This window comes from Colwellia polaris, assembly GCF_002104515.1.
In the GTDB taxonomy this organism is placed as follows: Bacteria; Pseudomonadota; Gammaproteobacteria; order Enterobacterales; family Alteromonadaceae; genus Cognaticolwellia; species Cognaticolwellia polaris.
In genome coordinates this window covers 85,400-111,197 of the sequence record NZ_NBOE01000003.1, presented here as the reverse complement: position 1 = coordinate 111,197, position 25,798 = coordinate 85,400, and the positions used below count along the sequence as shown (strand labels likewise).

The 25,798-nt window shown below is 36.4% G+C and carries 23 protein-coding genes; 15 read left to right on the top strand and 8 right to left on the bottom strand.

Features of this window, described 5'->3' with window-relative positions:
* Nucleotides 1–62: 62 nt before the first annotated feature.
* On the top strand, nucleotides 63–482 hold the full coding sequence (locus B6A32_RS07540; protein WP_085302562.1) for a CBS domain-containing protein: 420 nt from the start codon (nucleotides 63–65) through the stop codon (nucleotides 480–482).
* A gap of 414 nt (nucleotides 483–896) precedes the next feature.
* On the opposite strand, the gene B6A32_RS07535 is transcribed toward B6A32_RS07540, so the two are convergent.
* Complete coding sequence (locus B6A32_RS07535) at nucleotides 897–2,015, bottom strand: hypothetical protein (RefSeq protein ID WP_085302560.1); 1,119 nt, start codon at nucleotides 2,013–2,015, stop codon at nucleotides 897–899.
* Between the two features lie 729 nt (nucleotides 2,016–2,744).
* Between B6A32_RS07535 and B6A32_RS07525 the strand changes: the two genes are divergently transcribed.
* Nucleotides 2,745–3,113 carry a VOC family protein gene (locus B6A32_RS07525; RefSeq protein ID WP_085302557.1) on the top strand — a complete coding sequence of 123 codons (369 nt, stop codon included), beginning with the start codon at nucleotides 2,745–2,747 and terminating at the stop codon, nucleotides 3,111–3,113.
* A 228-nt stretch (nucleotides 3,114–3,341) separates the two neighbouring features.
* Nucleotides 3,342–4,262, top strand: coding sequence for an SEL1-like repeat protein (locus tag B6A32_RS07520; RefSeq protein ID WP_085302556.1), 921 nt, complete (start codon nucleotides 3,342–3,344; stop codon nucleotides 4,260–4,262).
* A 610-nt stretch (nucleotides 4,263–4,872) separates the two neighbouring features.
* Here the strand turns inward: B6A32_RS07520 and B6A32_RS07515 are convergent.
* Both B6A32_RS07515 and B6A32_RS07510 read right to left on the bottom strand, forming a co-directional pair.
* Nucleotides 4,873–5,175 (bottom strand): DUF3301 domain-containing protein, encoded by a 303-nt coding sequence (locus B6A32_RS07515; protein WP_085302555.1) that lies wholly within the window; start codon nucleotides 5,173–5,175, stop codon nucleotides 4,873–4,875.
* 7 nt (nucleotides 5,176–5,182) lie between these two features.
* Nucleotides 5,183–6,229: a DUF3549 family protein gene (locus B6A32_RS07510; protein ID WP_085302554.1), complete on the bottom strand. Its 1,047-nt coding sequence runs from the start codon at nucleotides 6,227–6,229 to the stop codon at nucleotides 5,183–5,185.
* 220 nt (nucleotides 6,230–6,449) lie between these two features.
* Between B6A32_RS07510 and truC the strand changes: the two genes are divergently transcribed.
* Complete coding sequence (truC, locus tag B6A32_RS07505) at nucleotides 6,450–7,217, top strand: tRNA pseudouridine(65) synthase TruC (protein WP_085302553.1); 768 nt, start codon at nucleotides 6,450–6,452, stop codon at nucleotides 7,215–7,217.
* A 108-nt stretch (nucleotides 7,218–7,325) separates the two neighbouring features.
* Here truC and B6A32_RS07500 read toward each other — a convergent pair whose 3' ends face one another.
* From B6A32_RS07500 to B6A32_RS07480, 5 genes are all read right to left on the bottom strand, one after another.
* Nucleotides 7,326–7,658, bottom strand: coding sequence for a hypothetical protein (locus B6A32_RS07500; protein WP_085302552.1), 333 nt, complete (start codon nucleotides 7,656–7,658; stop codon nucleotides 7,326–7,328).
* Between the two features lie 318 nt (nucleotides 7,659–7,976).
* Nucleotides 7,977–8,807 carry a 2,3,4,5-tetrahydropyridine-2,6-dicarboxylate N-succinyltransferase gene (gene dapD / locus B6A32_RS07495; protein ID WP_085302551.1) on the bottom strand — a complete coding sequence of 277 codons (831 nt, stop codon included), beginning with the start codon at nucleotides 8,805–8,807 and terminating at the stop codon, nucleotides 7,977–7,979.
* 15 nt (nucleotides 8,808–8,822) lie between these two features.
* On the bottom strand, nucleotides 8,823–11,462 hold the full coding sequence (glnD, locus tag B6A32_RS07490) for a [protein-PII] uridylyltransferase (RefSeq protein ID WP_233131353.1): 2,640 nt from the start codon (nucleotides 11,460–11,462) through the stop codon (nucleotides 8,823–8,825).
* Nucleotides 11,463–11,540: 78 nt separating this feature from the next.
* Nucleotides 11,541–12,329, bottom strand: coding sequence for a type I methionyl aminopeptidase (gene map, locus B6A32_RS07485; protein WP_085302549.1), 789 nt, complete (start codon nucleotides 12,327–12,329; stop codon nucleotides 11,541–11,543).
* Nucleotides 12,330–12,689: 360 nt separating this feature from the next.
* On the bottom strand, nucleotides 12,690–13,316 hold the full coding sequence (locus B6A32_RS07480; RefSeq protein ID WP_085302548.1) for a hypothetical protein: 627 nt from the start codon (nucleotides 13,314–13,316) through the stop codon (nucleotides 12,690–12,692).
* Nucleotides 13,317–13,700: 384 nt separating this feature from the next.
* On the opposite strand from B6A32_RS07480, the gene rpsB reads away from it, so the two are divergent.
* The 11 genes from rpsB to lpxD all read left to right on the top strand — a co-directional run bounded on the left by rpsB (nucleotide 13,701) and on the right by lpxD (nucleotide 25,782).
* Nucleotides 13,701–14,429, top strand: a complete 729-nt coding sequence (gene rpsB / locus B6A32_RS07475; RefSeq protein WP_085302547.1) for a 30S ribosomal protein S2 — start codon at nucleotides 13,701–13,703, stop codon at nucleotides 14,427–14,429.
* Nucleotides 14,430–14,524: 95 nt separating this feature from the next.
* Nucleotides 14,525–15,385 carry a translation elongation factor Ts gene (tsf, locus tag B6A32_RS07470; protein WP_085302546.1) on the top strand — a complete coding sequence of 287 codons (861 nt, stop codon included), beginning with the start codon at nucleotides 14,525–14,527 and terminating at the stop codon, nucleotides 15,383–15,385.
* 284 nt (nucleotides 15,386–15,669) lie between these two features.
* A complete protein-coding gene (gene pyrH, locus B6A32_RS07465) occupies nucleotides 15,670–16,410 on the top strand; it encodes a UMP kinase (protein ID WP_085302545.1) in 741 nt (246 codons plus the stop codon).
* A gap of 19 nt (nucleotides 16,411–16,429) precedes the next feature.
* Nucleotides 16,430–16,987 (top strand): ribosome recycling factor, encoded by a 558-nt coding sequence (gene frr / locus B6A32_RS07460; RefSeq protein ID WP_085302543.1) that lies wholly within the window; start codon nucleotides 16,430–16,432, stop codon nucleotides 16,985–16,987.
* A gap of 178 nt (nucleotides 16,988–17,165) precedes the next feature.
* Nucleotides 17,166–17,933, top strand: coding sequence for an isoprenyl transferase (locus B6A32_RS07455; RefSeq protein WP_233131352.1), 768 nt, complete (start codon nucleotides 17,166–17,168; stop codon nucleotides 17,931–17,933).
* Between the two features lie 30 nt (nucleotides 17,934–17,963).
* The gene (locus B6A32_RS07450) at nucleotides 17,964–18,830 is read left to right on the top strand and encodes a phosphatidate cytidylyltransferase (protein WP_085302539.1); all 867 of its coding nucleotides are present in this window, start codon (nucleotides 17,964–17,966) and stop codon (nucleotides 18,828–18,830) included.
* A 5-nt stretch (nucleotides 18,831–18,835) separates the two neighbouring features.
* Nucleotides 18,836–20,038 (top strand): 1-deoxy-D-xylulose-5-phosphate reductoisomerase, encoded by a 1,203-nt coding sequence (ispC, locus tag B6A32_RS07445; protein WP_085302536.1) that lies wholly within the window; start codon nucleotides 18,836–18,838, stop codon nucleotides 20,036–20,038.
* 9 nt (nucleotides 20,039–20,047) lie between these two features.
* The gene (rseP, locus tag B6A32_RS07440) at nucleotides 20,048–21,403 is read left to right on the top strand and encodes a sigma E protease regulator RseP (protein WP_085302534.1); all 1,356 of its coding nucleotides are present in this window, start codon (nucleotides 20,048–20,050) and stop codon (nucleotides 21,401–21,403) included.
* 27 nt (nucleotides 21,404–21,430) lie between these two features.
* Nucleotides 21,431–23,905, top strand: coding sequence for an outer membrane protein assembly factor BamA (bamA, locus tag B6A32_RS07435; protein ID WP_085302532.1), 2,475 nt, complete (start codon nucleotides 21,431–21,433; stop codon nucleotides 23,903–23,905).
* Nucleotides 23,906–24,057: 152 nt separating this feature from the next.
* On the top strand, nucleotides 24,058–24,576 hold the full coding sequence (locus tag B6A32_RS07430; protein ID WP_085302530.1) for an OmpH family outer membrane protein: 519 nt from the start codon (nucleotides 24,058–24,060) through the stop codon (nucleotides 24,574–24,576).
* Between the two features lie 177 nt (nucleotides 24,577–24,753).
* The gene (lpxD, locus tag B6A32_RS07425; protein ID WP_198946886.1) at nucleotides 24,754–25,782 is read left to right on the top strand and encodes a UDP-3-O-(3-hydroxymyristoyl)glucosamine N-acyltransferase; all 1,029 of its coding nucleotides are present in this window, start codon (nucleotides 24,754–24,756) and stop codon (nucleotides 25,780–25,782) included.
* The last annotated feature ends 16 nt before the right edge of the window (nucleotides 25,783–25,798 follow it).

Sequence of the window (25,798 nt, the reverse complement as noted above, 5' to 3'; positions counted from 1 at the left end):
TAAATAAAAAAAGTCTGATCAATATTTGGCTATGAGTGTTAATTAAATTTTAGGGATCGAGTATGGAATCATTACAAGTAAAAGAATATATGAACCATTATCCAGTGACTTTCGCGCCAGAAATGGTGGTTGAAGAAGCAGCATTGAGGTTTTTAAAAACCAAGCAAATTGGTGGGCCCGTTATTGATAAAAATAATCAATTAATTGGCTTTTTATCTGAAAGTGATGTCTTATCAAAAATGATAGAAACCATTTATTATAACGAGCATATTGCAGATGTGGCCGATCTAATGCGTAAAGATGTGTTAACTGTTAAGCCATACGACAGTGTTATTGAGCTAGGCCAACAAATGTTAAAAAATAAACCTAAGGTCTACCCAGTAGTTGATGACGATGAAAACTTATTGGGGACAATATCTCGTAATGATGTATTGCGCGCTATCGACTTACATTTACGTTCAGGTTACCAAAAAGTAAAATAACCTGGCGACTTAAAAATTAATAATATTTGAGTTAATTGATAAACTCCCACTAAAATGCATAAAGTTCAAGGGGGTTATACGCTACTTTGTTATGTCTTTATAAAACCTTATTCACGTTAATTGAGTGAGTTCAGTTTGTCCTTCTTAACTTAAATAAGCGCTTAAATAAGAAATTAAATAAGAAATTAAATAAAAAGTTTAAATGACTACATTAGGGATAATTAAGCTTATTCCTAATGTAATTTCTCTAGCCATATTTGACATAAAAGTAATCTCCTTCAACTCATTAGCCTTAATCACTTGCCTTAGTCGCTTATATTGGTCGTTTATTCTAATCACCGATATTAGAAGCACTAAAACTGTTAACGAGTTCAAACATCGTCGTTAGGCATATTACTTACTTATTTTGCAGCGTTAGTATTCAACTAACGGTGAATAAAATGCAGACTTCCCTAATGCGGCTTGGCTACCTTTCAAAGAAAACTTATAACCACATAATGCAAAATTGTTTTTAAAAGCAATATTTTTAATTAGCGCTTTAGTATCTAATGGCGAAAAATAGGCATAAAAGCCATTGTTTTCTGTACTAACTTTAAGTGTTCTTATTGGCAACTCATTATTAAATTCAATAGCCTTACAGCTTTTATCACCAATGGCTGTGCCTAATGTCCAAAACTCATTATTATCTACAACATCAGCTTGCCAGTGAACAACAAGGGCTTTTTGATCATTAAACATTATAGAGAAGTTATCGGGTAATGTGAGTTTATGCTCAAAGGTCGTGCTCTTTTCAGGAAGCGCTTCTTCTTCTACTAAATTTTCACCCTCAATATTGTCAGAAAATAAGGCAAATATAAATAAAACTAGCACGAAAAATGAAATGATTACCGCAATAGTTAAGCGGGTATTTATTTTACTAAACAGTGTTAATCGAAGCGACTCTGCAAACTCAAGCCCTTGATCTTTATTTGAATTTTGGCTGTTTGAGTTAGTATTGTCTCTATAGGTTGTTGATGTTGAGTTTTCAACATTATTTGCATATGAAAATGCGTTAGAAGGGGTTACATCAATACTGTTAATGGTAGGCTCAACACGTTGGCTATTACGTGAAGAGTTCTTCTTCACCGTTTTTTCGAACTCAGATAAATTTATCGGCCCACTGTAACCTAGCACATAATGCCTGTTATTTTTACTCGGGTAAGTTAACAATAGTGTGCTCAAGCCGGCGGGTAACAATAGCAACCAATAGCTCATGCCATTCCCAAGCAGCACAATGATTAAGCCCGTAATAAATAAACTACCAGTGGGAGCCATAAGCCATTTTTTATCAAACTGAGCATCATTTTGTCGGCGTTTTGTTGTAGCGAAACATACAACAGAGCATAAAAGTAAGATGACAGCGCTGAATAATATAGAATTACTAAAAATTGTGCTTAATGTACTAAAAAAGAATAAAGAAGACAGTACGATAAGTATAAAACGTTGTCGATTATCAAAACCTTGCCAGCAAAATAATGACTGAATAAATTGCATAAAATCTCCACAAAATAAGTTAGCTAAAGTACAAAAATAGCGAACTTAAAAAAGCACTAAAATAATAAAACTATAAGAGTGGGCAAGGTTAACTAATTTGAACCTTAAAGTCAGTTTATCTCGTCGATTTTTCATTTTATTTGTCATTTAAAATGGCAAGAGTTCAAGTTGTTTAAATGTTATTAATCTCGTTACTATTTTCTAAGTAGATTTAGTCTACATATGAGATTTTAATAAATATTGTAGCCATGCTACTGTTTGAAGATGCTGAACAGTTTTAAACAAAATATTAGGTGCAATGGATGCTTTAGAGTTAAAAGAAAAATTAGCTGATCTATTTCACGAAGTTAAGTCTTTTTTAATTGCAGAAGATGAAGATGGTTTGCCGAACAACTCGATAGCTGTGCAATGCTTGCTTGTGCTTCATTTGCATCAGATAATCAGCATTTACCATTGAATTTATGGGTTATCATCCTGAGGAGATTGAAGATAGATTTCCAACGGGCATCAATGAATATAAGGCTATGTTAACGTACTCAGCTAAAAATAAAGTTAGTGGTCTCAATATTATTAGCTGTGAAAATACCCAATTGCAAAAGCGGTTAATGGCATGTTGTACTGAATATAGAACTAGCCGGAACAAAGCACAGTTTTTCATTCATAGTTACCCCTGTATTTCTTGGTTATTTTACTGATATAAGGGCGTGTTAGTTACCAAAGGACAATCAGATGAAAGTAGATGACATTAGGGTTTTTATTCCTAGTAAAAATTACGAAATATCGCAATCATTTTATCAAGCACTGGGCTTTAAAATGGATTATGTGAGTGACGACCTATCTTTATTTGAGAACGGTGAGTGTACATTTTTCTTACAAAGATTTTATAACGAAGAATTGGCTAAAAACTTAATGTTCCAGCTGTCGGTTTTAAACATAAACGAGGCTTTTGAAGTTATTTCAAATCTAGATGGTTTCGATATTAAGTATAAGCCTATTAAAACAGAACATTGGGGGAAAGTTGTTTATTTGTGGGGGCCATCTGGTGAACTTTGGCACGTTACAGAATTTGGCAACTTTAAACCAATCAACCAAGTGTAGAAGTGGTTGGCTTTGCTTTAATCTAAACTTCTATGCACATTTCATTTTTAGTTACCAAATGACGTAGACTATAGCGATAGACAAATACGTTATGGATGAATATCAGCTTCTAATCATACTGTTAAAAGTGAAACAAATGGGCATATTTTTTTACTTACTTTATCGATGATTGTTTCTCTGTTATTGATAACTTATCAAAAGCGTCAAATATTACTCAAGGATTAGTTAATGACTAGAATTCTACTTTATTTAATATTATTTGGTTTATGGCAATTTGAAATAAACGCAAAAGAATTAAATCAATTCGAAAAAACGTCTATAGCTTATGCAGAAGTTATTGGTGATATAGCCTTAGGAAATGTGGCTTTTTCAATAATGAATGAGCGATGTAAAACAACATTTAAAAATTCATCGGAGTTCCTTTTAGAAACAGATTATTACCTGAGAAAAAATACCGGGTATACCTTCAATGAATTTGTAGAGTTCATGGGTTATGAAACCGAAACTGAAAATTTTGCCAATCAATTAGTGAGTGAAGTAATACAACAAAATGGAGGCTGCAACACAGCACCGCTTGAACATTGGGCTAAGTTTGTTAAAAAACATAATGAAGAGAATAACCTTAAATTTTTGAGGGGAAATGACATTTTGTTTGGTTTACCTAAGATCATTAGATCCGACCTTGAAATTAAGCGAGCATTTAAGAATAAGTTAAAAGATTATAAGCGTTTACCTTATCAAGAATTATTTGATTTAGCATCTGCTCTTGAGCATGGTTCATATAGCTATTCAATGTTTGGCTTATCACATTCATTAACCATAGATAAAAGTAAAGCGATAGAGTTATGGAAGTACGCTATTGAAAAGTTCAATAATCCTGAAGCCTATTACTATATTGGTATATTACTGCAAAAAAACTCTAGGGCTGATGCATTCAATGCATTTGAACAATCGGCTAAGCAAGGGTATAAATATGGTGAAATCTGGTTAGGTACTTACTATGCGTGTAATAAAGACAGTATAAAGGCTAAATATTGGTTAAATATCGCCAAAGAAGGTGCTAAAGACCCAGATTATATTGATGATATTTATGCTGAAATAGGTGAACTAGGTATGCCAACTAATTGTATGGATGGTTGGGTATATTGAAAATGGAAGATTAGAATTTTAACGGAATTTTTAGCTTAAACCGATGTATTTTCGAGCAGATTAAATTTGATTTGATCTGATGTTTTCGTGAAACGACAAATAACGCAAAATGTAAACTATTGACCTAATTCGGCCAACAGTACGTAAGACATGTCTGCATATGTTGTTAGTTTATAGGAATAAACTTGAGTTTATTGACCTGTTAAGTTTTTAAGCTGCTGATAATTAAGGTTTATTAATGTATTTCTTTGTAAGTAATGAAAAAAAATAATTTCTTTTAGTTTGCCCCGTCTATTATAAAACAACGCTTGAAGTATAATTAATTTCGTCTAGGAGACAAAGCGTTAGGGAAACCAAGTATTTACCGACTGCGGTTAGTATTTATGGATTAAACGGATTTATGAATTAGTAAATGGAATTAAGGTTATTTTGCTTAAGGTAAATACGGATGTTATGCACGATGCAACTTTTTTCATGGAATGAAAAGAGCGCTTATGGAATAAGCACAAAGGGATGTAAACCACGGAAATAGTTAAATAATCAAAAAACAAGCGACATTATGTCGCTTTTTTTTTGTCTCTTTTTTACGCCACCCATAATAGCTATTTTATTAATTCACTCGGTAAGGCGGGGTATCTATATTATCGAGCTTATAACCACGTAATGTCATTGTGCCATGGTAAGTTGATTCACCATCACCACTAAATTCAAAATCAAAACTACTCAACCAGTGTGGTCCTAAACGTTTAGAAAATCTAAATCGACTTGATTGGCGGGCAATCGCTAAAAATTGTAAGTTTTCTTGTTTACAATATTGGTCAGCGTGCGAGCGCGCGTGCTCTGATACTTTGCGTAAATAGACAAAATACCAGAAGAGTAAACCAATAAAGAGTAGGTAATAAATGTTTTCCATGAAATGCCTAAGGTTTAAAAAGCATGCCAATGGCTTTGGCCAATTCAGGGCTGCGTTTTGGTGAACGAATGGCTTGCAATAGTACGGGGCGAATCATAGGTATTGCAACTAAATCTTTAAATATTGCCGAAAATAATGCGTTGTCGTTATCTTTTATTAATTGCTCTAAGTAGCTAAATAATAACTTTTCATCAATTAATGTTGGCCATAATCGACCTGCGATAATAATAAGTGCATCTTCAGCTAAATCGGTGTTTTCGATTAAATTAGCGATAAATTCTTGGCTGTAAGGGTGCTGCGTACTTGACGCTAATGCACGTAACAAGGCTATCAAAATTGTATTATTAACTTCAGCTTTTTCTTCTTCTTGTTGATAACGTGTTGTTAATTGTTTTATTACTGCTGGAGCTAAGTTAATATTTTCAAGCGCAGAGCATAAAGGCACTAAAACTTCTTCAGGAAGGTATGGTAAAGCATTGGTTAAAATTTGATTGTTTTGAGCTTCGTCTAATCTAAAGGCAAAATCTGATAAGCCTTGCACGCCAACTGTTTGCCAGGCTTCCCAACCGTTAACGCCCGATAAATAATGTTGGGCTGGCGGATAAAATTTGCTTGCTACTTGTTTGAGTGAGGTAGATACAACACTATTTACTGCCGCCAATTTATATTGGGCAGGCGTAAAATGGTAGGGATTTTTCTTTAATAAGGCTTCTTGTTGCTCGGTGGGATTAACAGAGAGATCATCACCTAAAGCTTCAATAATAATCGCTATAAAGTGGTTTCTTGCACCTTGGTTTAATAAACCTCTTTCGTCTAATGGCAGTTTGATAAACCATAAATAGGGACTCGTTGATTGCTTTTGCCAAAACGCTATGGCGAGTAGGGCATGCCCTTGAATAGGATAAGGATATGCTAGCTCTGCCGCTTCAATTTTAGCAAACTGCTCTTTTGAAATTTTATCTACTCTACGGCCAATATCAAAAACACGGTATTGAGAATCTGATAAGCTCAGTAATGCGGAAATTGAAGAAATAGTGTCTGAAGATGAACTCATAGAATAATATTGTCGCTATAAAGGTTGATATAAATTGATAAAAGTAGGTACAAGTTGTTATGGCGCAATATTATAGAGATAATAGCGCTTTAACTCCACCGTTAATCTTTTTCTTGATTAATGGAAAATTAAAATGGTTGATTTATCAAAATTGTTAAATTTCTAGCCCTGTATTTTCAGTCGTTAGAAACCATGATTAATAAAAGAAGAATTCTCTAACATGACAATTGAAAATGCCGGTTCAGTAATTATAGATAAGCCTGTATTAAAAATATTATATCAAGATGAGTACCTAGTCGCTGTTGATAAACCGGCAGGGCTTTTTGTTCATCGAAGCTTTATGGACAAAGATGAAATTTATTTTGCTTTGCAGCTGGTTCGCGATCAAATCGGGCAATATGTTTACCCTTTACATCGCTTAGATAGACCTACCTCAGGTGTTTTACTTTTTGCATTAACTCAAGATATTGCTCGTCTAATGGGACAGGCATTTGCCGAGAGAAAAATTCAGAAAACTTATTATGCACTAACGCGAGGGCATTTAGTGGATCAAGGCGTTATTGAACATCCATTAAAAGAAAAGCTAGATGACTTAGGTGATAAGGATGTGAGTCGCGACAAAGCGCCACAAAGTGCAACAACGTTTTATAAATCAGCAGCTATTGCCACGATAGATGTGCCGTTAGGGAAGTATTCTAGTGTTAGGTATTCGCTAATTCAATGTCAGCCTCATACGGGCAGACGTCATCAAATAAGGCGGCATTTAGCGCATTTACGTCATCCAATTATTGGTGATATAAATTACGGCGATAATAAACAAAATCCATTTTTTGGTGAGTACTTTGGTTTTAAACGTTTAATGTTAATAGCAAAGCAAGTTGAATTTATACATCCTGTTACAGAGAAGGCAGTGAAAGTTGAAGCTGAATTTGACGCACAATGGCAGCAGGTATTCAAAGAATTTCAATGGCAAGGCATTTCACTTTAAAAGACGAATTGTAGTTTATTAAATACGCCTTGTTGTGTTTTAAACTTTAGTCACTGTTAAGCGCTTGAGTTTAATAAACTTGTGCTAAATAAGTTAGTGGCCGTGTTATTAATTTGGGCCACTTATATGTACAGAATTAAAGTCTTGAGCAATTAATTTGCTGTAACTGTTTTCTGGTCTTTGGCTGCTGTAATCACTATCATCATTTGGACCTCTGATCTCTACCGCATTAACAAAGTATATCGATTGATAATTATCGCGCTGCTCTGCAAACGCTAGCATCATTTGTTGATCTTGTGTCATTTCTCGATTCAATAAACTCAGCATTAAATAATGATCTGAAACCAAAGGCTTCTTTTCCATAACTATTGTCGGTGTTGAATTACACGCCGATAGTAATGTAACAATTAAAACAGTGAGCAGTAGAGGGAATTTTTTCATAATACTTTTGCTAGTTAAGAGTACTTATAGCCTCTATCGCAAAGGTTATGCCAACTATTATTTTGACACAGCTTGATAGCATTTTTTAATAGATAAATATTGTAAGATTAAAAGGCAAATTACTGATTTAAATATGAAATATTTTGTTTTTTTGTTGAGGGGACGTTATTTATATAATTAATATTAAAAGCAGTTTTTAGGCGAATTAATTATTGATTATTATGCTTTTAATTAAGTGTCAAAAAAATATCATTGTCAGAATTCACACAATATTACTAATAAGTAAAATTGTGTGAATTTATGCTAATAAGTAATAAATTACTCTTCAGATACCGAACGAAGTAGAGCGTTAATTCCTACTTTAGCACGTGTTTTAGCATCTACTTTTTTAACGATAATAGCAGCATATAAGCTATAAGTACCACATTTAGAAGGCAAGTTCCCTGGTACTACAACAGAGCCAGCGGGTACGCGACCGTAATGAACTTCGCCTGTTTCTCTGTCAAAAATACGCGTGCTTTGACCAATATAAACACCCATTGAGATAACTGCACCTTCTTCAACTACAACGCCTTCTACAATTTCAGAACGAGCACCAATAAAACAGTTATCTTCAATAATAGTAGGGCCAGCTTGTAGGGGCTCAAGTACGCCACCAATACCAACACCACCTGATAAATGTACGTTTTTACCAATTTGAGCACATGAGCCTACAGTAGCCCAGCCATCAACCATACAACCTTCGTCAACATAGGCGCCAATGTTAACAAAGCTAGGCATAACAACGACATTTTTACCTATAAAGCTACCTGTGCGTACAGATGCTCCAGGTACAACTCTAACGCCATCGGCAACGAAATCTTCATGTGTATAATCAGTGTATTTCATTGGAACTTTATCAAAAAACTTACTTTCAGCTCCGTCTATAACCTCGTTATCCCAAATTCTAAATGACAGTAAAACTGCCTTTTTAAGCCATTGGTGTACAACCCATTCACCAGCAATTTTCTCTGCTACGCGCGCTGAACCATTATTTAATGCAGCTAACGCCTCTAAAACCGCAGCTTTTACTTCTGAGGTTACGCTAGCTGGACTAATGTTTATGCGATCTTCGAACGCTTGTTCAATAATTGTTTGTAATTTTAACATCGGAAATTCCTAGTATTAATTTGGTAAAATTTGTTTTTGGCTTTCATTGCTAAGCATAGCTTTTAAAGTGGCTTTTTGTGCATCAGTTAACGGCTGATTATCAATATTTGAAACGGTAAATACATCTTCAGCTTTTTCACCGAAAGTGGTGATTTTGGCTGAATGAATCTGTACTTTACAGCGTTGAAAAATTGCCGCTATATTGGCTAATAGACCTGGGTGGTCTAGTGCTACAATTTCAATCATAGTCCGATTTTTAGCTGCACCTTTAAGGTAACTTACATGTGTTGGTACCTTAAACTGTCGAAATCTTTTTGCGAGAGGTTTCGGTTTGATTTTAATTTGTTTTGAAGCGAGTTTACCACTTAAAGAGCGTGCGATAGTCAACGCTCTAGCACTGTCGTTAATTGCCTTATTACGATTATCTAATACCACAAATGTATTAGCTGTATAACCTGATTTATTGGTGGTGATTTTTGCATCAAGAATCGATAATTTTTTAGCACCAAGTAGTGAGACAATATTATAAAATATATTCGGTTTATCTTTCGTGTAAACAAAAACCTCTGTACCGCCGCGATAAGGTTTCGGGCTGATAATAACCATGGGTTTTTCTTTATTATGTTCTAATATATGCTTAAAATGCCAAGCAATTTGCTCTGGTGTGTAACGCAGAAAGTAATCCGCTTTAAACTCTTTCCATAACTGCTTTAATCGGTCTTGATCTATAGTTTCAGCTTGAAGTATTTCAATAGCTTGTTGTTGGTTTTCTCTAATTTTAGCTCTTAAGTCTACTGGCTTTTCTAGTCCGCGTCTGAAGGCGCGCTTAGTACTGTTATATAAATCTTCAAGTAAATTAGCTTTCCAACTATTCCATAAACTTTCGTTGGTAGCACGCATATCGGCTACGGTTAAACAATATAAATAATCAAGATGTACTTCATCGCGAACAATTTCAGCGAAAGTTTTTATGACTTCAGGATCCGATATATCTCTGCGCTGAGCGGTAACCGACATTAATAAGTGTTTTTCTACCAGCCATGCGATTAAGCGTCCATCGTGATCGCCAAGTTTATGAATTTTAGCAAATTCTAATGCGTCAACTGCGCCAAGTTTTGCATGATCACCACCACGACCCTTAGCAATGTCGTGGAATATACCAGCAAAGTATAATAATTCTGGCTTACGTACACGCTGCACTATTTTACTGCACAACGGGTATTCGGCTGTATGTTCAGGTTGACTAAAGCGGTATAAATTCTTTATTAAGCGGTAGCTGTGTTCATCAACTGAATAGGCATGGAATAAATCAAATTGCATTTGACCAACAATATTACGCCATAAGGGTAAATAAGCGCCAATAATCGAATGGCGATGCATTAATGTAAATGCTAGACCTAACCCACGTGGGTGCCTAATAAGAGCAACAAAAATTTGGCGACAACGTTCGTAATCAATCATGCCTGAAACTAAACGGCGTCTGGCATTACGCATTAAGCGCAGGGTTTCAGGGTGTAATTCGGTTATTTCTTCGTGTTGTGCGATCAGTAAAAACATTTCCATAATCATGGTCGAGCGAGTAAATACGCGCTTATTACAAACCTTGATTTGTCCGTCGATAATAACAAAGTCGTCGTTAAGGACAATTTCTTTACTGTGCTTTTTGTCGTTTAAAATAGCATATTCGAAATGGTGTAATAACATGCCATTTAGTTCTGAAACGCGCGAAATAATGCGGAAAAAGCGTTTCATCATGCGTTCAATGGCAAGCTTACCGCCATCACCGAAGCCCATTAGTTCAGCTACATCGGCTTGATAGTCGAATAATAGTCGATTCTCGTTTCGTCCCGCAATAAAGTGCAATGCACAACGCATACGCCAGAGATAGTCTTGACACTCGATTAGTTCGAAAAATTCATTGGTGGTTAAATAATTATGATCAATTAATTGCTCGAGGGTGTCAGCCATAAAATGGCGCTTGGCAACCCAACCAATAGTTTGTATATCTCGCAAGCCACCAGGGTTCGCTTTTAAGTTGGGTTCGAGCGTATAAGATGCACCGTGAAATTGTTGGTGGCGATTAAATTGCTCATCACGCTTAGCGATAAAAAACTTTTCAGAAGTCCAGAATATATCTTCTACTAAAAGTGGTTCAAGTTGTGAAATGAGTGCGTCATTGCCGCAAATTTTTCGCATTTCCATTAGGTTTGTTGCAATGGTTACGTCGTCAATTGCTTGATTTAAACACTCTTTAATACTACGAACGCTGTGTCCAATATCGAGTTTTACATCCCAGAGCTGTGTAATAAATGCCGATATTTTCTCGGCTAAATCATCATCAATAACTTCTTGGGTAATTAATAAGATGTCAACATCAGAATAAGGGTGAAGTTCTTTACGGCCATAACCACCAACAGCTGCTAGGCTGATTTGAAATTCATCTAAATGATGCTGACACCATAGTTTGGTTAAAATTAGGTCAACATAAAAGGCTCGTGCTGCAACAAGTGAGGTTACTTCGCTTATTGGAAACTGCTCTTTTTGCCACTGAAAAAATTCAGTCCCAAGTGCGCATATTTCTGCGCTACTAAGTGAAGGCGCACTAATAGCTAATGCTTCGGTATATTTTTCCGGTATTAATGATGAAGTGTTCAACAATAAGCTCTCATGTTAGATCAGTTTGCAGTTAGTCAGTAATGTACAACCCTAATGATTTTCCGAGTATTAGCAAATTTAATTATGTAAAATTCTTGGAATGGTATCGTCTTTACGCAGAGTTAATACCTCGCAACCTGTTTTAGTTACGACAACGGTATGTTCCCATTGCGCCGATTTTTTACCATCTAAGGTATATACTGTCCAATTATCTTCTTTATCAAGTAGCGTGTTTGCTCGGCCTAAGTTAATCATAGGTTCTACCGTAAAACACATACCTTCCAGCATTTTTTCACTGTCATTATTTTTATAATGCACAATTTGAGGTTCTTCATGAAATACTTGACCAATACCATGTCCACAGTATTCTTTTACTATTGAGTAACGACCTGATTTTTTAATGAACTTTTGAATTGCAGTACCAATTTCTCCAAAAGTATTGCCGGGTTTTACTTTTTTAAGACCAATATAAAGTGCTTCTTGGGTAATGCGACAAAGGCGATTATCTTCTGCAGATGTTTCACCAATGAAAAACATTTTACTTGTATCTCCGTGATAACCGTCTTTTATAACAGTAATATCGATATTGATAATGTCCCCATCAACTAATGGTGTGTCGTTTGGAATACCATGACAAACAACATGATTAACTGAAGTACAAATTGACTTTGGAAAACCGTGATAATTTAATGGTGCAGAGATAGCACCTTGCACTTTATCGGTATATTCTGCACAGATAGTGTTTAATTCATCTGTTGTTACGCCAGCCTTTACATGAGGCTCGATCATTTCCAATACATCTGCAGCAAGTTTTCCCGCAATTCTCATTTTCTCTATTTCTTGCTGATCTTTAATCGTAATTGTCATAAAACCTCAAATGTAACGCTGTAAATAATTAAATGGTGTAATACCCAGTAGCGTAATTGTTTTTAATAAGCTGTATACAGGGTATGCATGAGCTATCTTGTTAAAATGCCTTTGATTGAAAACAAATATTTCAGGCAAAGATACATCATAATTGCTAACGATTTTACCTGTTTTTTAACCTTTGCCCAACCGAAAAATATATCGTGCGTATTTCGGCATAAAATAGTGGTTATAACTTGTTGTTGACTGAACAGTTGTAAAAGTAAAGTTCGGTCTATCAATCGCTTTAATTGTCAGCAGCAAAAAATGGTGCTCAGTAAAATTTATTAATCGCTAAATCAAAGCATCGAAGGTAAATATTTAGGATAAATTTTCTAATTCAAGTTTAACTGCATCAACAATTGCATCAGGATTTTCTAAATACAGATTATGGTTAAGTAACACTAAGCTTTCATTACAGGCTAATAAAAGAGCCGGAATGGCTTGCGTGCCAATAATTTCTTGAATTTCGATGATATCGTGGATTGCAAACTCAGCATCTTTGGTAAGTTTATTTGACTGCAGACATTTAGCAGGTGGTGAAAGTTTAAGTTCGTCAATTATATCAATAACACTTTCTTTGTCTGTTAATTCGTTACCTAAAACAAAATGCGCATGCTGAAGTTTTGTGAGTAACTCAAAGGCAGACTTTGCTGACTTATTTTGCACCCAAGCCATTAAATTAGCGACTAATGTAGAGTCTTTTGGGTAGTTAAGTGTATCAACATAGTTAGCGCCAAACTTGACCTTACTGAATTCGCCAACAGCAGTTAATGTAAGAGGAGACACTTTATTGTCACCATCGTAATATCCTACGTGCATTGCTCTAAGGGTAATTTTTGGAAAAGCACTTAGTACTTTTTCTACTAAAACAGCTGAGGCATAGCTCCAAGGGCAATGACTATCGTAAATATAAAAAAGATCTGCGTTTGGTGTTTTCAATGACATGATTTAACTAACTTGGTATAAAAAAGTGCGGCAATTTTAACTCGCCACTATTAAAGATCCTAGTCCTTAACAAAATAAAATATTTTAAGCAGGTTTTTAGCGCAAAATACTAGTTAAATGTATGTGATTATGGTATAAAGTGCGCCGTTAAATTGTTTGTCTAAATCAGCGAGGTTGTCATTAGTGTTTACACTATGGCCCACAATAAGATTTACCAAGCCTTTTTAACTTTAAACGGTATTGAAAAATTCAATACATTAAAACTAAACTCACATACATCTAACGAAGATATACCGGGGTGCTCAGCGAATTTACATTAAGTAAAACGCAATAAGGGTCGTGTATATTGGATGTATGAACGCTTAACCCCACAAAGGAAAAAACATGCCAAACGTTTCTATGCGCGATATGCTTAAAGCCGGTGTTCACTTCGGTCACAAAACCCGTTACTGGAACCCAAAAATGAAAACTTACATTTTTGGTGCTCGCGATAAAGTTCATATCATCAACCTTGAACAAACTGTACCTATGTTTAACGAAGCACTTGCTGTATTAAGCAACGTTTCTTCAAAGAAAGGTAAAGTTTTATTTGTTGGTACTAAACGCGCAGCAAGCGATGCTATAAAAGATGCAGCGATTAAATGTGATCAATTCTACGTAAATCACCGTTGGTTAGGTGGTATGTTGACTAACTGGAAAACAGTTCGTCAATCAATCAAACGTTTAAAAGATCTTGAAGCTCAATCTTCAGACGGTACTTTTGAAGCGCTTACTAAGAAAGAAGCTTTAATGCGTACACGTGAAATGGAAAAACTTGAGAAAAGCCTTGGTGGTATCAAAAACATGGGTGGTTTACCTGATGTTTTATTCATCATCGATGCTGATCACGAGCACATCTCTATTAAAGAAGCTAACAACTTAGGTATTCCAGTAATTTCTGTTGTTGATACTAACTCAAACCCAGATGGCGTTGACTACATCGTTCCAGGTAACGATGATGCGATTCGCGCTGTGACCTTATACTTAGATTCAGCTGCTAACGCTGTTCTTTCTGGTCGTGAGCAAAACATCGCAGTACAAGCAGAAAAAGACGGTTTTGTTGAAACTGAATAATTTCAGTTTTACCTAACGTTTTATGCTTATAGTTACCACAGCAACTAAGGTTGTTGTGGTAATTAATTACTACTATTTATATTGAGGAAAAATCGATGGCAATTACTGCTGCACAAGTAAAAGAATTACGTGAACGCACAGCTGCGGGCATGATGGATTGTAAAAAAGCTTTACAAGAAGCTGATGGTGATATGGAACTTGCAATTGAGAACATGCGTAAGTCTGGCCAAGCGAAAGCGGCTAAAAAAGCAGGTAACATTGCTGCTGAAGGTCAAATCATCATTAAAGATGGCACATTAGTTGAAGTTAACTGTCAAACTGATTTCGTAGCAAAAGATGACAACTTCTTAGCATTTGCTAACAAAGTTGCTGAAGTTGCTGCTGCTGAAAAACTTTCTATTGAAGAGTTACAAGCAAAATTTGAAGAAGAGCGTGTTGCTTTAGTGACTAAAATTGGTGAAAACATCAATGTTCGTCGTGTAGCTTATGTTGAAGGTTCTGCACTAGCTTCTTACAAGCACGGTGCTACTATTGGTGTTGTTGTTGCTGGTGAAGGCGATGCAGAAGCACTTAAGCACATTGCTATGCACGTTGCTGCAAGCAAGCCAGAGTTCATCAACCCTGAAGATGTTCCTGCTAGCGTAGTTGAAAATGAACAACGTATTCAGTTAGATATCTTAAAAGCTGAAAACGATGCGCTTGAAGAAAACAAGAAAAAGCCAGTTGATTTACTTGAAAAAATCATCATTGGTCGCATGAAGAAATTTACGGGTGAAATTTCTTTAACAGGTCAAGCTTTTATCATGGAGCCTAAGAAAACTGTTGGCGCTGTTTTAAAAGAAAAAGGTTTAACAATTTCTTCATTCGTTCGTTTAGAAGTTGGCGAAGGTATTGAGAAAAAAGAAGAAGATTTTGCTGCTGAAGTTGAAGCACAAATCGCAGCAGCTAAAGGTTAATTCAACACTGAATTAATTGTTAGCTCAAATAGAAAAGCGCCGATTGGCGCTTTTTTTATGACTAAAATCTAACAGCTAACTTTATTTCTGACTGATAAAAATATCGACTCAATATTATTTGTGATTAAAAATCAAACACATTTGTTAATAAAAAACGATAAATAGCTTCCACTTTAGACTTTTTTCATATTTGACTTTCGAACCGTGGCTAAACGTATTAAAATAGCCGCGGTCGATCCGGCCTAGACTATTTTAATTTATAATTCTTAAGGAATGTTTATTACATGAGCATCAATCCCAAACCAATGTATCGTCGAATCCTTTTAAAACTTAGTGGTGAAGCCTTAATGGGCGAAGAAGGTTTTGGCATCGATCCAAAAGTACTGGATCGTATGGCGCAAGAAATCAAAGAATTAATCGAAATGGGCATTCAGGTCGGCTTAGTTATTGGCGGCGGCAATCTGTTTCGAGGTAAAGGCTTAGCTGAAGCAGGTATGAATCGTGTTGTTGGCGACCAAATGGGTATGTTAGCTACCGTAATGAATGGTTTGGCTATGCGTGATGCTTTACATCGTGCATTTGTTAATACTCGCTTAATGTCAGCAATTGATCTAGCCGGTGTTTGTGACCGTTATAATTGGGCTGACGCTATTAGCTTATTAAAATCTGGCCGTGTAGTTATCTTTAGTGCTGGTACAGGCAACCCATTTTTTACCACTGACTCTGCTGCATGTTTACGCGGTATTGAGATAGAAGCTGATGTAGTTCTTAAGGCAACTAAAGTTGATGGTATTTACTCAGAAGACCCAGTAGCTAATCCAGATGCAACCTTATATAGCCATTTAAGCTATCAAGAAGTTTTAGAAAAAGAATTACAAGTGATGGATTTAGCTGCCTTCACACTTGCTCGTGATCACAGCATGACGCTTCGTGTTTTTAATATGAATAAGCCCGGCGCGTTAAAATCTGTCATTATGGGTGGACAAGAAGGTACAACAATTGATCACGCTGAAAATTTAAATTAATTAGTGCAGGAATAACATAGTGATAAACGAAATAAAACAAGACGCTCAAGAAAGAATGGCGAAAAGTATCGAGTCATTAAAAATTAGTTTGAACAAAGTGCGTACCGGACGAGCACATCGTTCATTATTGGATAACATTGTTGTTGAATATTACGGCATGGATACTCCATTAAACCAAGTAGGTAATATTTCAGTGCCTGACGCGCGTACTTTAGCCATTACTGTATTTGACAAGGGCATGATTGGTGCCGTTGAAAAAGCAATTTTAAAATCAGATTTAGGTCTTAATCCTTCATCACAAGGTACGTTAATTCGTATTCCTTTACCTCCGTTAACAGAAGAACGTCGTAAAGATTTAGTTAAAGTTGTGCGTGGTGAAGCCGAAGGCGGTAAAGTTGCTATTCGCAATATACGTCGCGATGCTAATACCGATATTAAATCATTAAACAAAGAGAAAGAGATCAGTGATGATGAAATGCACCAAGCAGAAGACGAAGTGCAAAAAATTACTGATACATTTATTAAGCAAGTAGATGAAGTTTTATCCGCAAAAGAAACAGAATTGATGGAAATCTAAAGTTTTCATTGCTTAATCTATAGCGCCGTAGATAATGACTACGGCGTTTTTGCATATAAAAGACAAACTATTATCGGCATGTTCTGGCATAGTTTGATTTCTAGCGTTAATGCTAAAATGCGAATATATACCTTTACCTATTTTATTACTCAGCGTTAAGCTTACAAATGGAGAGTATGTGAGTACAACAGAAAATCAAACTAATCAACTGTTAGCAGCTGAAGTGAAGATACCACAACATATAGCAATTATTATGGATGGTAATGGTCGTTGGGCTCAGTTAATTGGTAAAAAACGCGTTGCGGGTCATAAGGCTGGTGTTGAATCAGTGAAGACTACCGTTGCATCTGCAGCAAAGCATGGTGTAAAAGCATTAACTTTGTTCGCGTTTAGTAGTGAAAACTGGCAACGTCCTGCTAGTGAAGTTAGCGTTTTAATGGATTTGTTTATGTTTGTCTTAACACGTGAGGTTAAACGCTTACATAAAAATGGCATTAGATTTAATGTTATTGGGGACTTGAGTAAGTTTTCTAATAAATTGCAGAAAATGATTAAACAATCAGAGGCATTAACCGCAAATAATACCGGTATGGTATTATCTGTTGCAGCTAACTATGGTGGACGTTGGGATATAACTCACGCAGCTAAAAAGTTGGCAGAGCAGGTATCGAACCAAGAAATATCGATTGACGATATTACTGAAGCATCATTAAATTCTCATACAAGTTTGTCTGAATTACCCGCGTTAGATTTACTTATTAGAACTGGTGGCGATTATCGCATAAGTAACTTTTTACTTTGGCAAGCCGCTTATGCCGAGTTATATTTTACCGATGTTCTCTGGCCTGATTTTAATGAAGAAGAATTAACCAAAGCAATAACTGTGTTTGACCAGCGTGAACGACGATTTGGGAAAACTGGTGAACAAGTAAATAATAATAATTAAAAATACTTAACACAATTTAAGGAATATCGTTTGTTAAAACAACGTATTATAACTGCATTAATTCTCGCACCAGCCGCGATTTCGGCTATTTTTTACTTATCTCTCATTAACTTCGCAGCAGTAATGTTGGTTGTTATGGCAATAGGAGCTTGGGAGTGGGGGCCTTTAATGGGCTGTGCTAATAAACGTTATCGTATTGCATTCGTTAGTGTTACCAGCATTTTAATAGCCACATTGTGGTATTTTTTACCGTTAGATACATTATGGGATGCACCTAAACATTTAGTCGACGAAGCTAACATAGTGCTGTGGCTAGCGGTTGCTTGGTGGTTACTTTCAGCAGGCTTAACGTTTTTATACCCAAGATTCAGCAAGTTTTGGTCAAGTCATCGTTCAGTTCGAGGACTATTTGGCTGGTTAACTTTAGTACCTACTTGGCTTGCTTTTATGGCACTAAGAAGCAGCGACTATCAAGTTGATCCCTACCACGGTGCACAATTATTAATGTTCTTATTCTTAATGGTTTGGAGCGCTGATGTTGGTGCATATTTTGTCGGTAAATCAATTGGTAAACATAAATTATTGCCAAATGTAAGTCCTGGGAAAACACTAGAAGGCTTTTTAGGTGGGGTTATATTTGCTTGTGTTATGGTGGTAATTGCCGGTTATTTTATCGATTGGACAATGGCACAATATCGCATAGTTATTCCAGTAACCATTCTAATTACTACTATTTCGGTGCTTGGTGATCTAAACGAAAGCATGTTTAAGCGTCAAGCGGGTGTTAAAGACAGCGGCACAATACTACCTGGGCATGGCGGTATTTTGGATAGAATAGATAGTTTAACGGCAACTGCTCCAATATATGCCTTATGTTACGCATATTTGGGTTGGTAGAGTAAATGCAAACACTTTGTATTTTAGGCTCTACCGGTTCAATCGGTAGAAGTACTTTGGATGTTGTGCGCCTACATCCTGAAAAATTTAATGTTGTGAGTTTATCGGCACATTCTAGCGTTGATCTTATGTTTGAGCAGTGTATAGAGTTTAAGCCACAAAAAGTGGTGATGGTTTCTAAGCAACATGCTGAGATACTCGCTGATAAACTTAAACGCGTAAATCTAAGTGAAATTATAGTAACTTCAGGCATATTAGAGCTAGAACTTATTGCTCAAGATAGTGCTACAGATACTGTCATGGCGGCTATAGTAGGTGCTTCTGGGTTGTTATCAACACTGGCAGCAGTTAAAGCAGGCAAAAAGGTATTATTAGCGAATAAAGAAGCGCTAGTAACTTCTGGTGCAATTTTTATTGAAGCTGTTAAACAGTCGGGCGCTCAGCTTTTACCTATTGATAGCGAACACAATGCTATATTTCAATGTTTACCCCTAAACGCCCAACAACAACCAGGTTATTGCGATTTATCGCATGAAGGTGTTAGTAAAGTCTTACTCACTGGTTCTGGCGGGCCTTTTCGAACATGGGCACTTAATGAACTTGAAACGGTAACTCCAGCACAAGCTTGTGCACATCCTAATTGGGATATGGGACGTAAAATTTCAGTTGATTCAGCAACCATGATGAATAAAGGTTTAGAGTTTATTGAAGCAAAATGGCTGTTCAATCTTGAGCCAGAAGATATTCAAGTAGTACTGCACCCGCAAAGTACCATTCATTCAATGGTGCAATATAAAGATGGTTCAGTATTAGCGCAAATGGGTAACCCTGATATGCGAACACCCATTGCACATGCGTTAAGTTTCCCACAGCGTATTGAATCTGGTGTTGAACCCTTTGACTTTTTTAACGCTAAATCTTTCGAATTTGAAGCTGTTGACTTCATCAAATATCCAAATTTAAAATTAGCCATTGATGCATGTAAAAGTGGTCAAGGTGCATGTACTGCACTTAACGCTGCTAATGAAATTGCGGTTGATGCTTTTTTAAACGAAAAAATTAAATTCACTGATATTGCAAAAATAAATGAAACTTCTGTGAAAAAATTTGTCTCAGAAAAGGTAACTTCAATTGAAGAAGTTGTTGCTCTTGATAGAAGTGTCAGAGTATTTGCGCAATCATTAATAACTGAACCCGAGCATAAATAGAGTAGTAGCATGATAGAGTTTATTTGGAATCTTGCATCTTTTGTCGTTGCACTGGGTATTTTGATCACTGTTCATGAATACGGTCACTTTTGGGTTGCACGCAAAAATGGGGTGCAAGTAGATAAGTTCTCTATTGGTTTTGGTAAGGCTATTTGGCGAAAAGTAGATCGCCATGGCACTGAGTTTGTTATTGCGATGATACCGCTAGGTGGCTATGTTAAAATGCTTGATAGCCGCGTCGACGAGGTTAGCGAAGGCCAAATAATCCGTACATTTAATGCTAAGTCGGTTTACCAACGAATTGCTATTATAGCTGCCGGACCTTTTGCTAATTTTGCGTTTGCTATTGTCGCTTTCTACATCATGTTTTTAATTGGTGTGCCGAGTGTTAAGCCTATAATTGGTGACGTGGAGGTCGGCTCAATTGCGGCTAAAGCCAAGTTACCAAAACAAGGTGAAATAATTGCTATTTCAGGACAAAAAACGGTTGATTGGCAAGATGTAAATTTAGCCTTAGTGAGTTCCATTGGCGATAAACAAATTACCTTTACAGTAAAACAGGCGAATAGAACAACAAGCCAAGAGTTTACTTTAAATACTGACAATTGGTCATTTGCTCCAGAGAAAGAATCAGCAATGGCGAGTTTAGGGTTTATGCCATATCGAGCTGAAACACAGGCAAAGTTAGCCTTAGTGGCCAAAGGTAGCCCCGCAGAAAAAGCAGGCTTAAAGGCTGGCGATGAATTATTGTCGATTGCTAGTGAAAACATTGAGGGTCAATGGTCAAGGTTTTCAGAAAAAATTAAATTATACCCTGAACAAAATGTTTCAATCGAAGTGTTACGTAACGGAGAAACAATTACACTCGATGTTTTTCCTGAAGCAAAAAAAACTCAGAATAAAGTTGTTGGGTATTTAGGTGTACAACCAATTTCAGCACCATACCCTCAAGAGTATTTGTTTGATCACCAATATGGACCCGTTGCTGCAATTGAGCAAAGCGTTCAAAAAACGTGGAATTTAGTAGTATTAAGTTTTGATATGATCGGTAAGCTATTTACCGGTGATGTATCAGTGAAAAATCTAAGTGGGCCAATATCGATAGCACAAGGTGCCGGTAGTAGTGCTGATTATGGTTTAGTGTACTTTTTAGGCTTCTTAGCATTAATTAGTATTAACTTGGGCATAATTAACCTTTTACCTTTACCAGTATTAGACGGAGGACACTTATTTTATTATTTTATCGAGCTTTTAACGGGGAAACCCGTACCAGAAAAAATACAAGAAATAGGTTTTAAATTTGGTACTATAGCGCTACTAAGCTTAATGAGTATCGCCATATTTAACGATTTATCGCGATTATAACTAAAAGAAGTATAAAGTTAATATTTTATGATTATTAAAAAACTTGCCCTGGCGGTATTATTAGGTAGTTTGGGAGCAACAGCACAAGCTGCTGATGACTTTCAAGTGGAAGATATTCAAGTTAAAGGTTTGCAACGCGTAGCGTTGGGAGCAGCATTAACACATATTCCATTCAACGTTGGCGATAACTTAAACGAGTTTCGTGTTTCTCAGTCAATCAAAGCACTTTACAAATCTGGTCATTTTAGTGATGTTGTGGTGTCTAGAGATGCTAATACCGTTATTTATCGTGTACGAGAAAGAGCCACGATAAGTGCGATAACTTTTGATGGTAACAAAGACTTAAAAGAAGAGCAGCTAACTGAAAGTCTTGATGGTAGTGATATTCGTGTTGGTGAAACACTTGATATGACCGTTATTTCTGGTATTGAGGTTGGCCTAGAAGATTTTTACCACAGCGTAGGTAAATACAACGCTGATGTTAAAGCCAATGTTACTCACTTACCGCGTAACCGTGTAAATATTGATTTCGTTTTCAAAGAAGGCGACGCAGCAGCGATAGAACAAATTAACATTGTTGGTAATGAAAAGTTTTCAGACGCTGAGCTTTTAGAACGCATTGAATTAACCTACGATTCACCCTGGTGGGATTTTATGGCGCAAGATCGCTATCAAAAACAAACCTTACAAGGTGATATGGAAACTATACAAAGTTACTATCTTGACCGTGGTTATTTGCAATATAAGGTTGATTCTACACAAGTTTCAATGACGCCAGATAAAGAAGCGGTATATATTACGCTTAACGTAACTGAAGGTGATCTTTATACCGTTAGTGAAGTAGACTTTATTGGCGATATGGCCGGTTTTGAAAAAACTATTCGTGCCATCACTCCCATTCAAACAGATACGCTTTATAACGGTGCGTTAGTCACTTATTCTGAAGAATTGGTCAGTAAATTTCTTGGTCGCTATGGATACGCTTATCCAAAAGTAGTGACAATTCCAGAAATTGATGAAGAAAACAAAACCGTAAAATTAGTATTGTCAGTGGATCCTGGTAAGCGCGTTTATGTTAACCGCATTAACTTTAAAGGTAATCATGTTACCGCTGAGCATGTTCTACGTCGCGAAATGCGTCAAATGGAAGGTGCGTGGTTATCTAATAACCTGGTTGAAGGTTCAAAAGCTTGGGTACAACGTTTACCTTATATGGAAACTGTTGAATTTGAAACTAATCAGCTTCCGGGCGAAGACGACCTTGTTGATATTGACTTTGAAGTTAAAGAGCAGCCGTCAGGCTCTTTTACCGCAGGTATTGGTTACGGTTCACAAACACAATTGAGCTTAAACGCTGGTGTACAACAAAATAACTTTTTAGGTACAGGTAACCGTTTAGGTTTTAGTATAAACACTTCTAGTTACTCAAGAAGTGCAAATATTTCATTCACCGACCCATATTTTACGGTTGATGGTATCTCATTAGGCGGAAATATTTTCTATCAAGAATTTGATGCTGGTAACGCCAACCTTGTTGAATATAACAACAAAACTTATGGTGCTGGTGTTACTTTAGGTTTTCCGATTAACGAATATGTAAGATTAAGCTTTGGTTTAGGATATAAAAACAACGGTATTACACGTTTAGAAACTTACGAACAAATTCAACAGTTTTATGAATTATATTCAGATCCAAACGATCCAGATGGTGGCTTAAGCTTTGAAAGTTTTGATATTAACGCGGCTATATCTCGTTCAACACTAAACCGTGGTACTTTCCCAACAGATGGTTCGCAACAAAGTTTATCTTATAAGATGACAACGCCTAATTCTGATGTGAATTATTTCAAAATTAATTTGGACACAAAATGGTACTTCCCATTAACACGTGACCAACGCTGGACAGTTTTAGCTAAGTTTCAATTAGGCTACGGTAACGGTTATGGTTCAGTTGAAGGTAATGATCAAATATTACCATTTTGGGAAAACTTTAGAGCAGGTGGCTCAGGCACGTTACGTGGTTTCGAATCTAATATTGTTGGCCCACGCGCTATTTACCGCCGTTCAACAACAATTCCTGGCACACCCGATGCCGTTGGCTCGGCAGGTGGTTGTTGTTTAGGTCCTGATCACGACTTTATTCAAACATCACGACGCTCGGTAGGTGGTAATGCCATCGCCATTGCTGGTGTTGAATTGATTGTACCAACACCATTTTTAGACGAAGGTTTTAGTAATAGTGTACGCTCAAGTATATTTGTTGATGCAGGTAATGTTTGGGATACTGAGTTCAGTTTAAGTGATTATAAAGACTTAAATGGCGTTGAGTTTGACAAAATAGCAGACTATTCAGATGTTGGGCGTTATAGGGCATCTGCTGGTTTATCTGTTCAATGGTTATCTCCAATGGGGCCGATGATTTTTAGTTTTGCTAAAACATTGAAAGAAGAAGAGGGTGATGATACCGAATTCTTTAGCTTTAATATTGGGCAAACGTTTTAAATTTATTTAGGTTTTAAGTAGATAAAGGCTAATAATTGCGCAAAATGTGTGCGCTTTAAATAAATAGGCTTGAACCAAGTTAACTGAGGCGGTATAACTACCGCATAACAAAATTATATAAAAAATATTAGAAGATATTTTAGGAGTAAAGTTTGAAAAAATTGATTAAATCTATTGCATTCGCTACAGCAGCATCAGGATATATTTTAGCTAGTTCAGCGATGGCTGCAGACCAAAAAATTGGTGTAGTTAACTTCCAAGAAGTTATGGGTAAAATCCCACAAACTGCGGCAATAATGAAAAGCTTAGAAGAAGAGTTTAAAGATGAAAAAGCTGTGCTTGCGCAACTTGAGCAAGACTTTAAATACCTTCAAGAAAAACGTAAGCGTGATGGTGCTTTAATGAGCGCTAAAGAAATTGAAGAATTAGAAGGTAAAATTGGTAAGCTGTACCAAGACTACCAAACTAAAGGTAAAGCTTTTCAGCAGAGCTCAGGCGCTAGAAAAAATGAAGAAACTAACAAAATTATTGCGTTAGTTCGTCAAGCAATTGATAACATTGCAGCCAAAGGCGATTATGATTTAGTACTTGAACAAAGTGCTGTTGTTTATTCAAAACCACAAACAGCAATTACCGAAGAAGTTGTTAAACAAGTTAGCAAATTAAACTAATCATTAGTTTTAAGCTGTTCGAATAAAAGTCATTTCGATTTTTATTCATCGCTTCTCGACTCTTTAATATTCCGAATCAAGTTGATTCGGAATATTGCGTTTAGCCCTATGCTGGTTAACGCTTCCTTTAAGCCTATACTTTAAAATAATACTTTAGAGCACATATAAAAGAAGTTTATTCTTATGAGTTACACTCTTGCAGAAATCGCAGAAAAAATTGGCGCTGTTGTTCAAGGTGATGAACAATGCAATATTGTCAGTCTAGCAACTTTAGCATCAGCCACTAGCGGACAGATCGCCTTTTTAGCAAATAGTAAATATAGTGATCAATTAGCCACAACCAATGCTAGTGCGGTTATTGTAACTCAAGCGGAAGCCTCAAAATGTCAGTGTAATGCCTTAGTTATGGACAACCCTTACGTTGGTTATGCTTTGGTAGCACAATTACTTGATACAACGCCTAAACCTGCAAACCTTATACATGCATCAGCTGTTATTGATGATAGTGCTATTATAGGTAATAACGTTTCAATTGGCGCTAATGCTGTTATTGAAGCTGGGGTTAACCTTAGCGAGGGCGTTAGCGTAGGAGCAGGTAGTTTTATCGGGATTGGTGCAACCATTGGCGTTAATTCTACTATTTGGTCTAATGTTAGTATTTATCATGGCGTGATTATTGGCGAGAATTGTGCTGTACATGCTAATACGGTTATCGGTGCTGACGGCTTTGGTTATGCAAATCATAAAGGCACTTGGGTAAAAATACCGCAGTTGGGGACAGTTGTTATTGGGGACAATGTTGAAATTGGTGCCAGTACTACCATTGACCGAGGTGCCTTAGGTAACACTATCATTAAAAATGGCGTTATTTTAGATAACCAAATACAGATTGCTCATAACGTTGTGATCGGTGAGAATACCGCTATAGCAGCGTGCAGTGTTATTGCTGGCAGCACTGAAATTGGAAAAAATTGTATTATTGCTGGTCTGGTTGGCGTCAATGGCCATATTAACATTGCAGATGGCTGTGTTTTTACTGGCATGACAATGGTTACCAAATCCTTAAAAGAGCCGGGTGTTTATTCATCGGGTATGCCATGCCAGCCTAATAAAGAATGGCACAAAAATAATGCTAGGATCCGTAAACTAGAATCCTTAACTAAGCGGTTAAGTGTTTTAGAAAAAACTAGTAATCTGACGTCTTAGATAAGTAAAAAGAGGA